Below are 13,653 nucleotides of genomic sequence, written 5' to 3' on the forward strand. Positions count from 1 at the left end.
TGATTATCAATAAGATATTTTAGTTTGTCCAGTTTAGCTGATTTATTTATTCTAATAATGAACTTCAGCAAAATGGAGTGGCCATAATAAGAGGAAATGGCCGACGGCGACAGTTAAAAGCAACGGTTACGAGCAGAAAGTGAGCATCATCACTGTTCTTAATACCGTTTTTCCATTAATATTACTAATGGATATTTAATGAAAACGCCTCCCAAAGGGCTATAAAATTATGATTAAGATGTTTAACAGTGTGTGCAGGTCTGTCCTTGAGGCAATGGACAATGCGCTGCCAGTGCTCATGATCCTTATCTTCTACCAAATGACCATTCTGGAAATTCCCGTTCAGGAGATTGTAGGCATGCTTGGCTGGGTGTTGTTCGTTGGCGTTGGGATCAATCTAGTGCTATAAATATATCTAATAAAACCGCCACTACCGAGCCATGTCTGGCAGTGGCGGATGCTCCCTGACCCTTTCATCACTTTCCATGCGAGGGAGGTATCCAAGGGTCAGGATCGCGCAGATTTTCCCGCATTTTATTAGTGGGGAATGGTTTATGCGCCAGAAAACCCGGCGCATTCCCCCATCAAACCATTGGCGGCCAGGCGGCTATTGCGCGCTGGCGTAATTGTTTTGGCTGCCGTAGTACACCCATTCCACCAAATCGTCGTGCACCTCTTTGGCGCTGGCGCGGATATTGGCGTCGTTGTGCAGCAGCGCAATCACATAGGTCTGGCCATTCGCAGCGGTCAGATAACCCGCCAGCGCACGCACATCACGCAAGGTGCCCGTCTTGAACTTGCCGCGTCCGGCCAGATTTTTCAGGCGGCCTTTCACCGTACCGTCCACGCCCAGGATCGCCATGGAGCGCATCAGGTCGTCACGGTATGGGCTGTTGTAAACGTCCACCAGCATTTCACCCATTTCACGGGCAGAAATGCGCTCCACCCGACTAAGGCCGGAACCGTTTTCAATCTTCAAGTTGGAAAAGCGCAGCCCACGGCTTTCCAACCATTGCCCGACTGCCCCAGCGCCCTTCTGGGTAGTGCCGGGCGCGCCAAACTGCTTGGCACCCATGGACAGCAGCAACTGGCGCGCCATGACGTTGTTGCTCTCTTTGTTGATTTCCACAATGATGTCGCGCAATGGGGCGGAATAGTGGGTATTGACCAGTTGTGCGCCTGAAGCCACCGGCCCCACCTGCAAACCGCCATTCAACCTGCCGCCCATTTCCCCCACCCAGATTTTCCAGAAAGAGCCAAACAGGTTGGCGTTCAGGTCATTGCCATTGCGCGGGGCAATGGGGCACATGCGCTGGATTTGTCCGGCCTGATTGCGGATTTCGTAGCAGCTGCCACGTTCGTTGTACAGCAAAGCTTCCGGCTGGGCGTTGTAATCAGCCCCTTCCTTACCGTCGATGGAAGGCTGATAGGGAACGTTGAAATAGGTTTTGTCGACGACAAAATTGCCGCTGATATTGCGGATGCCCCGCGCGCGCAAAGCTTGCAGCAGTTGGCGGAAATCCCCCTCATGGAAAGCCGGGTCGCCGTAACCCTTGATGAAAACATCGCCCTGCAAAGTGTCGCCCATCACGTTGCCAGCAGTATAAATTTCAGTCGGCCAGCGATAGGTCGGCCCCAGCACCCCCAAAGCGGAATAACTGGTCACCAATTTCATGGTGGAGGCCGGGTTCCTGGGCGTGTCGGCATACGCCACCAATAGCGGCTGGCCACCATTGGCGGGGCGGATATAAGCGCCCAAATTCTGTTCTGGCAAACCACGCAACCGCAAAGCGGAGGCAATTGCGTCAGGCATACGGTTTAATTTGCCAGCGCCCCGGTAAGTCTTGTCCCCACCAGCAGAAGATAAGCGGGCAGGTTTTACCTGGGCAATCGATTGGCGGTTGTCAGGCTGGCTGACCGGCGCATCATTTTGCCCTTGCTCCTGCCGTTGTTCCTGCGGCTGATACATAGGCGCAGGCGATGATGTTTCCCCAAACAATTCCGTTTGCGGGTGGGTGCTGGCGTATGCTGTCGCGCCAGGCTGCACGCTTTGGCTGCTACAAGCAACTATCGAAAAAGACAGAAAAAGTACTGAGCCAATCTGCAAGATCCGCATGGTGTCGGTTTCCCCGTTTTCGTGTTTCCGTGTAATGAATTTAGATTCTAACGCCTCATCCATTCGGTGGATGGGTAAAAATCAGGTATTGTAAGCCCTATGGGATCATAAGTCTTTCACGCCCTGCATAAATAGATGCTTAATCGCCTACAAAAGTTCTGCGCAATTTGCAAATTTTCCTGACGGAACAAGACCATGGCTGGGGTTTACATTAGCTGGGGGCATGCTATTCTTGGCAACTGACGCAAGTGAGTAGATGGAGACCACAAAAATGAAAACATCCGGATCGAGCAGTCTGTCATATTGTGTGCGGCGTATTGGAGCAGGCGTAATCGCGCTGGCTTTGGCCGCAACCTTCAGTATGCCAGTCGCCGCCGCCGCTAAGGAACGGACTGTCAGCAAAACGGCAATAGCCAAAAAAGCTGGCAAGAAAGTCAGTAAAAAAGCCTCTCATGCCAAATCCCTGCTGAAGAAAAGCCGGGTATCCAAAAAGTCCATTGGCAACAGAAACAAGGCCCGCTACCGGCAAACCTCCGCAACATCAACCGATAACTTGTCCGGCGCAGTCTGGGCACCCTCCCAAGAACCCAGACAGGCTTATTACGAAATACCGCATTCTGTCGCTGGCCAGCATGCTGCCCCGCAACAACAAATCCAGCCCAATCAGGTTCTGGCCATGCCCTCCCAAACGGCGCTTTCCCGGCAAGAACCCGCTTCCATTCCCCAGCAAAAACCCGCTTCCCAGCCGCAAGCCCGCCAAGCAGCCGCCCGCACAGACGACGATACCCCGCATCAGGTTGGCACCGCCTCCTTTTACAGCGACAAATTCGACGGGCAACGGACTGCCAGCGGCGAACGCTTTGACCAGGGGAAAATGACCTGCGCCCACGGCAGCCTGCCGTTTGGCTGCCGGATTCGCGTCACCAACCTGCGCAACCAGAAAGCGGTCGAAGTGAAAGTCAACGACCGTGGCGGTTTCAGCAAACATGGGCGCATGATCGACCTTTCCAAAGCGGCGGCGAAAGAAATCGGCATGGTGGCCACCGGCACCGCCAAGGTCATGATCGAGGTGCTGGATTAGGCGAACGCGCCCTTCCCTGAAGCCATCGGCATCCGGCAATGGCTGGGTGGCGGTGTGGGTGGCGTTGCTGTTCAGCGGCGTCACCTTGCTGACGGTTTACTATGCAGTCCGGCAAAATGCAGAACAACGCCTCCAACAAGAAACCGACGCCCTTACCCAGCAAGTGGCCGCGCAACTGGAGGCGGAACTGGCCAAGTACGCCTACCTGCCCGGCTTGCTGGCGGAAAACCCCGATGTGCAGTTGCTGTTGCAGTCCCCGCAAGCGGATGCTGCACTGGCGGCGCGCCTCAACCAGATGCTGGAAAAAGCCAACCGCATCACGGGTGCCTCCGATATTTACTTGCTGCGCCCGGATGGGTTGACCATCGCCGCCAGCAATTGGGATCAAGAGGAGGCTTCCTTCATCGGCAAGGATTTTTCCTTCCGCCCCTACTTTCAGCAAGCCATGCAGGGGCGGTTAGGGCGCTATTATGCGCTGGGGACCACCTCCGGTGAACGCGGCTACTACCTCGCCTCCCCCGTCAGGAACAGCACCGGCACCATCACCGGCGTCATGACCGTCAAAATCAACATTTCCCTGCATGAAGCCAACTGGCAATGGCGTTCAGCGCATTGCATCGTCACCGATCCGGAAGGCGTGGTGTTCTTGTCCAGCAACCCGGCATGGCGGCTGCATTCCCTGCAAACGCTGTCCCCCGCCGTGTTGGCCAGCCTACGGAAGAACCACCGTTACGCTGACCTGCAAATCCCCCCCTTGCCCAACCTGCGGCTTGACCCCGCCGCCGCCAGCCAGTACGCCACCGACGGCGTCCGGCAATACCTGGCGCAGCGTCTGGCCATGGCCTCAGCCGGTTGGACAGTTTACGTCCTGAATGACGCCAGCAGCATTACCCACAGCGTCGTCCTGACCTTGCTGTTGACCACCTTCATGCTGGCGCTGACCTTGCTGCTGCTCTACCTGCTGTGGAAAAACCAGCGCCAGCGCCGTGAATACGAACAGGAAGCCCGCGAGGAACTGGAGGCCAAAGTGGAGGAACGCACCCGCGAACTGGGCCACACCCAGAAAGAACTGGTGCAAGCCGCGAAAATGGCCGCGCTTGGGCAACTTTCCGCAGGCATCAACCACGAGCTCAACAACCCACTGACCGCGATCCGCGCTTACGCCGACAATGCCGCCCAGTTCCTGGACATCGGCAAGCCTGACATTGCCCGCCACAACCTCACGGAAATTATTGGCCTGACCGAACGCATGGCGGCGATCACCCGCCAGCTCAAGACCTTTTCCCGCAAAAGCGCCGGTCAGATTGAAACCTGCGACCTGCACCGGGCGCTGGATTCCGCCCTCAGCATCATGCAGCCCAAGTTGGCGCAAACCCACATTGTGCTGGAGCAACAACGGGCGGAAGGTGCCCGCTTCGTGCAAGCTGACCAAGTGTGGCTAGAACAGATTCTGGTCAACCTGTTGAGCAACGCCGCCGAAGCCGTGCAGGAACAAACCGACCAGCGGATCTGGATCACCCTGCAACAAGCCGATGGGCAGACATGCGTGGCCGTGCGCGACAACGGCCCCGGCATTAGCCGACAAGCCATGCCGCATGTGTTCGAAGCCTTCTTCACCACCAAAACCATCGGCAAGGGGCTAGGGCTGGGGCTATCGATTTCCTACCGCCTCGCCCGCGACATGCACGGCGACCTGAGCGTAGGCAATGCGCCGGAAGGCGGCGCCGTCTTTACCCTCAGCCTGCCATCCGCCAACGGGAGCCCGCCATGACAACCCCCCACGTCATCCTGGTCGACGATGAAAAAGCCGTCCGTGACGCCACCGCGCAATCGCTGCTGCTGGCCGGTTATGAGGTGGAAACATTCTCCAGCGCCGCCGCCGCCCTGCAAAAAATCACCCCAGAATTCGAGGGAGTGGTCATTTCCGACATCCGCATGCCGGGGATGGACGGGCTGAAATTTCTCCAACAGATCCTAAAAATCGACCGCGACCTGCCAGTGATCCTGATCAGTGGCCATGCCGATGTGGCGACAGCGGTCAACGCCATCCGCAAAGGCGGCTATGACCTGCTGGAAAAACCGTTCGTGGTCGCCCATCTGGCCGAGGTGGTCAAGCGCGCCAGTGAAAAGCGCCGTTTGACGTTGGAAAACCGCGCCCTCAAGGAAGCGCTGGCGAACCAGACCCGCCCCGGGCCGCGCATTATCGGCCAGACACCCACCATCATCACCCTGCGCAAAATGATCACCCGCATCGCCAGCGTCAACGCCGATGTGCTGGTCATGGGCGAAACCGGCACCGGCAAGGAATTGGTGGCGCGTTCCCTGCACGAGCAGAGCAAGCGCCGCGACCACAATTACGTGGCGATCAATTGCGCCGCCATCCCCGCCAGCCTGCTCGACAGCGAGCTGTTCGGGCATGAGGCGGGCGCTTTCACCGGTGCCAAGGGCAAACGCATCGGCAAGTTTGAACACGCCAACGGCGGCACCCTGTTCCTGGATGAAATCGAAGGCATGCCACTTTCCACGCAGGCGCCTTTGTTGCGGGTATTGCAGGAACGCAGCATCGAACGCCTCGGCTCCAACCGGCCCGTCCCGCTCGACATCCGCGTGATCGCCGCCAGCAAGACCAACCTGAAGGACGCGGCGGAACGTGAGGAGTTCCGCCTCGACCTGTATTACCGGCTGAATGTGGTGACGCTGGAAATCCCGCCATTGCGGGCGCGGCGCGAAGACATCCCACTGCTGTTCCAACATTTCGTGCTGGTGGCGGCGGCGCGCTGCGAAACCGAAGTGCCGCCGCTCAGTGACCAGGCGCTGCATGTGCTGATGGGGCATGACTGGCCGGGCAATATCCGCGAACTGCGCAATATCGCCGAACGCTACGTGCTGTTGGGCGAAGCCTACGACTTCGACTTGGCGGCGCTGATGCATTCCGATGAAAGGCTGGAAGGGTTGTCGCTGGCCGAACAGGTGGCCTGTTTCGAGAAAACCCTGATCGTGCAGGCGCTCAACCGCCACCAGGGCAACACCCGCGCGGTGATGACGGCGCTGGACTTGCCGCGCAAGACGCTGGCCGACAAGATGAAAAAATACGGGCTGGAACGCGGACAGTTCCGGGAGTAGGGCGACCCGGCGGAAACCGCTATACTCAGGCTTTTAGTTTTCCGGCCAGCCCCCATGCCCAGTAATGATGTCAAACCGCTCGTCCTTGTCGACGGCTCCTCCTACCTGTTCCGCGCCTTCCACGCCCTGCCGCCGCTGACCAACTCGCACGGCGAACCCACCGGCGCCATGCACGGCGTGCTCAATATGCTCGACAAGCTGCGTAAGGATTACGATCCGGAACACATGGCGGTGGTGTTCGACGCGCCCGGCAAAACCTTCCGCGACGACCTGTATCCCGAATACAAGGCCAACCGCCCACCGATGCCGGAGGATTTGCGCGGCCAAATCGAGCCGTTGCTGGCGATTATCCGGGCGCAGGGTTATCCGTTGCTGATCATCCCGGATGTGGAAGCCGACGACGTGATCGGCACGTTGGCGAAAGAATATGCGGGCAAGGTGATCATTTCCACCGGCGACAAGGACATGGCGCAACTGGTGGACGGGCGTGTGCACCTGATCAACACCATGAGCGGGCTGTATTCCGACCCGGCGGGCGTGGTGGAAAAGTTCGGCGTGGCACCGGAGCGTATCCGCGATTACCTGGCCCTGATTGGCGACACGGTGGACAACGTGCCGGGCGTGAACAAGGTCGGCCCCAAGACGGCGGTCAAATGGCTGGCGGAATACGGCTCGCTGGACAACATTATGGCGCATGCCGATGAGTTCAAGGGCAAAATCGGCGACAACCTGCGCGAGGCGCTGGCATATCTGCCGCTTTCCTACGAACTGGTGACCATCAAATGCGATGTGGCGCTGGATTGCTCACCGGAAACGCTGGCGTTTAACCCGCAGGATGTGGACAAGCTACGGGAGCTGTATGAGCGGTATGGGTTCCGGACTCGGTTGGCGGCGTTGGACAGCTTTGCTGTCACCCCCCATCCTAGCCTTCCCCCGCTAGGGGGGAAGGGACAAGAGGATGGTGCCTCCAGTCCTCCCCCTGATAAGGGGGAATTAGAGGGGGTTTCTTCCTCGGCAGGCGCTTCCTACCAAACCATCCTTACACAGGATGCTCTCGATGTTTGGCTAAAACGCTTACAGGATTCCGGTGAATTTGCCTTCGACACCGAAACCACCAGCCTCAATTACATGGATGCCGCCATTGTCGGCGTGTCATTCGCCATCCAGCCGGGGGAAGCCGCCTATTTGCCGTTGGCGCATGATTACCTTGGCGTCCCGGAACTGCTTAACCGCGAAGCCGCGTTGGCGCAGCTCAAGCCGCTGCTGGAAGACCCCGCTGTGCGCAAGATCGGCCAGAACCTGAAATATGACCGCAGCGTGCTGCTCAACCACGGCATTGAACTGCGCGGCATCGCCCACGACACCATGCTGGAATCCTACGTGCTGGACGCCACCGCCAACCGGCACGACATGGACACCTTGTGTGAAAAATACCTCCACCACACCACCATCCATTTCGAAGACATCGCCGGTAAGGGCAAAAACCAACTCACCTTCAACCAGATTGCGCTGGAGCAGGCCACGCCCTACGCCGCCGAAGACGCCGACATGACCTTGCAACTGCACCGGCATTTCTGGCCGCAACTGCTGGCCCTCGACGGCCAGCGCAAGCTGTATGAGGAGGTGGAAATGCCGCTGGTGAGCGTGCTTTCCAGCATGGAGCGCAATGGCGTGAAGGTCGACGCCAACCAACTGGCGCAGCAAAGCCGGGAGCTGGAAGCGCGCATGCAGACGGTGATGGGGCAGGCTTACGCCGCCGCCGGGCAGGAATTCAACCTCGCCTCCCCCAAGCAGATCCAGGAAATCTTTTTCGACAAGCTGGGCCTGCCGGTATTGCGCAAAACGCCCAAGGGGCAGCCCTCCACGGCGGAAGACGTGCTGGAAGAGCTTTCCGCCATGGGGCATGAGCTGCCGACCCTGATCCTCGAGCACCGGGGGCTGGCGAAACTGAAATCCACCTACACCGACCGGCTGCCGGAACAGGTCAACCCACGCACCGGGCGCGTGCACACGTCCTACCACCAAGCGGTGGCGTCAACCGGGCGGCTTTCCTCCACCGAGCCGAATTTGCAGAATATCCCGGTGCGCAATGAGGAAGGGCGGCGCATCCGCCAGGCGTTCATTGCGGAGCCGGGCTGCAAGCTGCTGGCGGCGGACTATTCGCAGATCGAACTGCGCATCATGGCGCACCTGTCCGGCGACCGGGGCCTGCTGGAGGCTTTCGCCAATGGCAAGGACGTGCACCGTGCCACGGCAGCGGAAGTGTTCGGCCTGCCGCTGGCGGCTGTCAGCAACGACCAGCGCCGCGCCGCCAAAGCGATCAATTTCGGCCTGATTTACGGCATGTCGGCATTCGGCCTCGCCCGCCAGCTCGGTGTTGACCGCAAGGATGCGCAAGCCTACGTCGACCTGTATTTCGCCCGCTACCCCGGCGTCAGGCGCTACATGGACGACACCCGCGAGCAGGCGCACGCGCAAGGCTTCGTCGAAACGCTGTTTGGCCGCCGCCTGTTCCTGCCCGACATCAAGTCAAAGAACGCCGCCACCCGCCAGTATGCGGAACGCACCGCCATCAACGCGCCGATGCAGGGCAGCGCCGCCGACATCATCAAGCGGGCGATGATCGCGGTGGACGCATGGCTGCGCGCCAGTGGCCTCCAGACCCGCATGATCATGCAGGTGCATGACGAACTGGTGTTTGAAGCGCCGGAAAGCGAACTGGAAACGGTGCGGGCGCGGGTCACTGAACTGATGGCCCACGCCGCCAGCCTGGACGTCCCGTTGGTGGTGGACAGCGGCGTCGGCGACAACTGGGATGAAGCCCACTAGGCATGGCATAGGAACAAAAACCGTGACGGGATATGACGCACCGTTGATCTGGCGTTAGAATGCCTTTTTGCCAAGAATTTCGTTCAGGAGCTTACCATGCCCGTTTACCGTTCCCGCACCTCGACCGCAGGCCGCAATATGGCTGGCGCACGCGCTTTGTGGCGCGCCACCGGCATGAAGGAGGAGGATTTCCAGAAACCGATCATTGCCATCGCCAACTCGTTCACCCAGTTCGTGCCGGGCCATGTGCACCTGAAAGACCTGGGGCAACTGGTGGCGCGCGAAGTGGAAGCAGCCGGGGGCGTGGCCAAGGAATTCAACACCATTGCCATTGATGACGGGATTGCGATGGGGCATGGCGGGATGCTGTATTCCCTGCCGTCGCGCGAGCTGATTGCGGATGCGGTGGAATATATGGTCAATGCGCATTGCGCCGACGCGCTGGTGTGCATTTCCAACTGCGACAAGATCACACCGGGGATGCTGAACGCGGCGATGCGTCTGAACATTCCGACCATCTTTGTTTCCGGCGGGCCGATGGAATCCGGCAAGGCGGTCATTCACGGCAAGGAAGTGCATCTGGATTTGATCGATGCGATGGTTTCCGCCGCCAACCCCAAGGAAAGCGACGAAGACGTAGCCATTATGGAACGCTCCGCCTGCCCGACCTGCGGTTCCTGTTCCGGCATGTTCACCGCCAACTCGATGAACTGCCTGACCGAAGCGCTGGGTTTGAGTTTGCCGGGTAACGGCTCCACCCTGGCGACTCATGCCGACCGCAAGCGCCTGTTCCTGGAAGCAGGGCGCATGATTGTGGGCCTGGCGAAACGTTACTATGAGCATGATGACGGTTCCGTGCTGCCGCGTTCCATCGCCAGTTTCGCTGCCTTCGAAAACGCCATGAGCCTGGATATTGCTATGGGTGGTTCCACCAACACGATCCTGCATTTGCTGGCAGCCGCGCAGGAAGCGGGTGTTAATTTCACCATGAGCGACATCGACCGTCTCAGCCGCAAGGTGCCGCAATTGTGCAAGGTCGCGCCTTCCACCCAGCTTTATCACATGGAAGACGTACACCGTGCGGGCGGGGTTGTTGGCATCCTGGGTGAGCTGGATCGTGCCGGTTTGCTGAATCGCGAAGTCGGCACCGTGCATGCCACCAATATGGCGGAAGCACTGTCGTTGTGGGATGTACGCCTGACTACCGACGAAAAGCGCCTGAATTTCTTTCGCGCCGGGCCGGGCAATGTGCCGACCCAGGTGGCCTTCAGCCAGGACAAACGCTGGGAGACGCTGGATATTGACCGCGAAAAAGGCTGTATCCGCGACCTCAAGCACGCTTACAGCACTGAAGGTGGGCTTGCTGTGTTGTTCGGCAATATTGCGCTGGATGGTTGCGTGGTCAAAACCGCCGGGGTGGATGACAGCATCCTCAAATTCTCCGGCCCGGTACGCATTTTCGAATCACAGGATGCAGCGGTGGAAGGCATCCTCGGTGACAAGGTTTCCGCAGGCGACATCGTGCTGATCCGCTACGAAGGCCCGCGCGGTGGCCCTGGTATGCAGGAAATGCTCTACCCGACTTCCTACATCAAATCCAAAGGGCTGGGCAAAGCTTGTGCGCTGATTACGGATGGGCGCTTTTCTGGCGGCACTTCCGGCCTTTCCATCGGCCACGTATCCCCGGAAGCAGCAGAAGGTGGCGCGATCGGTCTGGTGGAAGAAGGCGACATGATCGACATCGACATCCCCAACCGCAGCATCAATGTGCGTGTGGATGACGCCGAGCTGGCAGCGCGTCGGGAAGCGATGGAAGCCAAAGGCAGTGCCGCGTGGAAGCCGGTCAACCGTGACCGGGTGGTCAGCCCTGCATTGAAAGCTTACGCGGCCATGACCACTTCTGCGGCGCGTGGTGCCGTGCGTGACGTGACGCAGCTGGAAAAGTAAACCGACGCACCCGCACCTACCCCCACCCCCGGTTTCAGGGGTGGGGTTGAAGGCAGGCGGTCAGGCCGCCACATCCTCCGCACACGCCAGATGGGCCCGCCCTTGCTTCAGCAGGCTGTTGATCTCAATCTGGATGAAACGCTCCATAATGGTGGGCCTTAAACCCGAAGCCTGCCTGATGGCTTCCTGTTGCGTCAGGATAAAGCTTTCCACCACCAGCGCGCAGACAGTGGTTTGCAGTTTCTGCAAGACTTGGAGCACCGCCAGCGCCTCCTCAACCGGCAATTCCGCCAGCAGGCGCTGCTGGAGGAAATTGACCATCCACCCCCACATGCCCAGCATGGCGGCGTTGGGGATATTGTGTTTGACATGCACGATCCCCACCAGCACCTGCCATTTCCAGTAGTGCTCGTCAAACTGGCCCAAGATGCTGACTTCATACCAGCCGCGCAGGGTGTTCTCCCGCATGGCACGTTCACTCTCGCTGATATACTCACGCGTGGCTGTGTCACTCAACACAACATCGTAGAAACCTGTCAGGATCTCATTCGTATGTTGCTTGAAAAAACTCTGATGACGGCGAATCAGTGCGCCATCTTCTGCTGTTGGTATCATCCCAGCGGGGACTCTACTCATAAGTGTTTTTGTTATAGTTGGCAAATCCATTTGATGACCCCTCTTGATTGGTCAATATGCGACGCTTAACTGTCCGCCGTTGGTTTCAATATAGTCACATACCGCATGCAAGGTCTGTACCGTCCCTGCCCGGATTGACACCTGGAAACCAATGACGCACTCGGCGTTAAGCTGGGTGATGATGTAGGCGAAATCCTTCATGCAAATGATCATGCCTGGGGATTTGCCCGCCCGTAAAAAACCGGCCAGGTTACTGGCGGCACTGTACAGCAATGCGGACAGCGCCGACACAGTGTCCGTCAACTGTGTGTCGCTGGCTGCGTACAGGGACAAACCATCCACAGTCATGATTTGTATGTTCTCAATATCAGGCATGCGTCTTTGCAGACTGCTTGCAAACTGGTTGATTATCTGGGGTGTAAGCATATTTATGTTCTCCTTGACGATTAAAAAGCATCTATTTACTGCAATTGGGCCGCCTTCTGTTCCAACACTGCTTGCGCGGCGTTGAAATGGGGCAAGTTAAACTCCTGGATGAGGGGAAGCGCGGTCACCAGATAGCGCTGCGCCTGGGCAATATCGCCAGCCTTCAAAGCCGTCCTCGCCAACTCGTGGTAATGGGAAACCACTGAATTGCCGACATGCTTGATCTGCGGATGCAGCCGGGCCTGTTCCCGCAATAGGCGGATATAATGGAGCGCCCCATCCCTGCCATCGCCAAACCGGCCTTCCGCAACAGCGGCGTTGCTCAACTGCACCAAATCCGCAATACCCAGCGTTTGCACGGGTTGCGGCTTTTCCACCACTGCCACTGGCGGAGGTCGAGGGGCAGGATGCGATGGCTGCGTCCGCTGCCTAACCGGGTGGCGCTCAACGGCACGGCGCGGCGGTGGCTCCTCCGCCACTGCCGCCTTACGGCTTTCAACGGCGGCTGTTGTAACCTTTTCCTCACTTTTGAGGCCAACCCTGTCCCGCAACAATAGGGAGCTGCCTGCTGCATCCGGGATCGCCAATGAAGCCGTCATCGCCAATGGCAACATCACTGGCTCCACGGGTGCCAGATACTCAATTTTCGTCCTGGAAACCGGCGGCGGGCAAACCTCCGCTGTAACCGATGGTGCAACCATGTGCTTCGGTTCAATCAAATAACTGCTGGCGATTGCGCTGATAGCCGTCAGCAACCCCAGGCCTGCCGACATGATGTGGGCAGGGTTGCGGCTTTCCTGGGTGCGCCCGGTTTCTTTCTGCAAAGCCCTGATGGCAGGTGAAAACGCCGTGCCCAGCAGGTAAACGCCGTCCTTTGCAGAGCATGCCAGCAAAGCGGGGTCAGTCCGTTTGCCAAGGTAACCCTTTCTGGCCAATGGACGCAGCCGCCGCTCAATCTGTCGGCCCAGTGCCGCACCCTGGGCAACTGCACCACTTGTCAACCCGCTGGCATGGCATTGCCGGGGAATATCCAAGACAAAATAACAGGCATCGTCTTCCAGCCCCCAGGAACGTGGCGCCATCACCCAATCAGCCGCCACACGCCGACAGGCGTCACTCACTTGCCGGTAAATTTCTTCGGGCGATAAAGACAAAGCTGTTGCGGAAAACATATGCACCATAATACGCGCATCTGCACCGCAAGCATTGACATTTTCCAGGTCAAGCCCGCGGTATACCTTGCCGACAGCGGAAACAGCCAAACATTCCTGTAAGGCGTAACGCTCGCCAAGAATTCGGTAACCCGCAATAGTGGTTGCTTGTTCCATGATAATAAAAGCCCCTCAACTGACAGGATAGACATTTTAGCCCCCCATTTCAAACGTCAAAGTAAAATCATAACGTTACCAGTAACATGAACAAAATCACCAAGAAGATTTGCTTAGTAAGTATCCCCCGGCAAAGCCGGGGGCTTTAGAATATGTGAGCCGCTCAA

At 58.3% G+C, this 13,653-nt stretch carries 9 protein-coding genes; 5 read left to right on the forward strand and 4 right to left on the reverse strand.

What is annotated here, in order from left to right:
• Nucleotides 1–607: 607 nt before the first annotated feature.
• The gene (locus VSS37_RS08010) at nucleotides 608–2,047 is read right to left on the reverse strand and encodes a D-alanyl-D-alanine carboxypeptidase/D-alanyl-D-alanine-endopeptidase (RefSeq protein WP_324694312.1); all 1,440 of its coding nucleotides are present in this window, start codon (nucleotides 2,045–2,047) and stop codon (nucleotides 608–610) included.
• Between the two features lie 340 nt (nucleotides 2,048–2,387).
• Between VSS37_RS08010 and VSS37_RS08015 the strand changes: the two genes are divergently transcribed.
• The 5 genes from VSS37_RS08015 (at nucleotide 2,388) to ilvD (ending at nucleotide 11,096) form a co-directional block, all read left to right on the forward strand.
• Nucleotides 2,388–3,197, forward strand: a complete 810-nt coding sequence (locus VSS37_RS08015; protein ID WP_324694313.1) for a septal ring lytic transglycosylase RlpA family protein — start codon at nucleotides 2,388–2,390, stop codon at nucleotides 3,195–3,197.
• Between the two features lie 58 nt (nucleotides 3,198–3,255).
• The gene (locus tag VSS37_RS08020; RefSeq protein WP_324694314.1) at nucleotides 3,256–4,968 is read left to right on the forward strand and encodes a sensor histidine kinase; all 1,713 of its coding nucleotides are present in this window, start codon (nucleotides 3,256–3,258) and stop codon (nucleotides 4,966–4,968) included.
• Nucleotides 4,965–6,320 (forward strand): sigma-54-dependent transcriptional regulator, encoded by a 1,356-nt coding sequence (locus tag VSS37_RS08025; protein WP_324694315.1) that lies wholly within the window; start codon nucleotides 4,965–4,967, stop codon nucleotides 6,318–6,320. The genes VSS37_RS08020 and VSS37_RS08025 overlap by 4 nt, the downstream gene beginning before the upstream one ends.
• A gap of 54 nt (nucleotides 6,321–6,374) precedes the next feature.
• Nucleotides 6,375–9,149, forward strand: a complete 2,775-nt coding sequence (gene polA / locus VSS37_RS08030; protein WP_324694316.1) for a DNA polymerase I — start codon at nucleotides 6,375–6,377, stop codon at nucleotides 9,147–9,149.
• A gap of 96 nt (nucleotides 9,150–9,245) precedes the next feature.
• The gene (gene ilvD, locus VSS37_RS08035; protein WP_324694317.1) at nucleotides 9,246–11,096 is read left to right on the forward strand and encodes a dihydroxy-acid dehydratase; all 1,851 of its coding nucleotides are present in this window, start codon (nucleotides 9,246–9,248) and stop codon (nucleotides 11,094–11,096) included.
• Nucleotides 11,097–11,156: 60 nt separating this feature from the next.
• Here the strand turns inward: ilvD and VSS37_RS08040 are convergent, their stop codons facing one another.
• From VSS37_RS08040 to VSS37_RS08050, 3 genes are all read right to left on the reverse strand, one after another.
• The gene (locus VSS37_RS08040; protein WP_324694318.1) at nucleotides 11,157–11,711 is read right to left on the reverse strand and encodes a protoglobin domain-containing protein; all 555 of its coding nucleotides are present in this window, start codon (nucleotides 11,709–11,711) and stop codon (nucleotides 11,157–11,159) included.
• A gap of 72 nt (nucleotides 11,712–11,783) precedes the next feature.
• Nucleotides 11,784–12,158: a roadblock/LC7 domain-containing protein gene (locus VSS37_RS08045; RefSeq protein ID WP_324694319.1), complete on the reverse strand. Its 375-nt coding sequence runs from the start codon at nucleotides 12,156–12,158 to the stop codon at nucleotides 11,784–11,786.
• 35 nt (nucleotides 12,159–12,193) lie between these two features.
• Nucleotides 12,194–13,486, reverse strand: a complete 1,293-nt coding sequence (locus VSS37_RS08050) for a hypothetical protein (protein ID WP_324694320.1) — start codon at nucleotides 13,484–13,486, stop codon at nucleotides 12,194–12,196.
• Nucleotides 13,487–13,653: the final 167 nt, after the last annotated feature.

Origin of the sequence: Candidatus Thiothrix phosphatis (genome assembly GCF_035668035.1) — a bacterium.
Lineage (GTDB): Bacteria > Pseudomonadota > Gammaproteobacteria > Thiotrichales > Thiotrichaceae > Thiothrix > Thiothrix phosphatis.

Bases quoted from the DNA above. Each gene is read 5' to 3' on its own strand.
- VSS37_RS08015 (WP_324694313.1), top strand. From the start codon at position 2,388: ATGAAAACATCCGGATCGAGCAGTCTGTCATATTGTGTGCGGCGTATT.
- VSS37_RS08025 (WP_324694315.1), top strand. From the start codon at position 4,965: ATGACAACCCCCCACGTCATCCTGGTCGACGATGAAAAAGCCGTCCGT.
- polA (WP_324694316.1), top strand. From the start codon at position 6,375: ATGCCCAGTAATGATGTCAAACCGCTCGTCCTTGTCGACGGCTCCTCC.
- ilvD (WP_324694317.1), top strand. From the start codon at position 9,246: ATGCCCGTTTACCGTTCCCGCACCTCGACCGCAGGCCGCAATATGGCT.
- VSS37_RS08040 (WP_324694318.1), bottom strand. From the start codon at position 11,711: ATGATACCAACAGCAGAAGATGGCGCACTGATTCGCCGTCATCAGAGT.
- VSS37_RS08045 (WP_324694319.1), bottom strand. From the start codon at position 12,158: ATGCTTACACCCCAGATAATCAACCAGTTTGCAAGCAGTCTGCAAAGA.
- VSS37_RS08050 (WP_324694320.1), bottom strand. From the start codon at position 13,486: ATGGAACAAGCAACCACTATTGCGGGTTACCGAATTCTTGGCGAGCGT.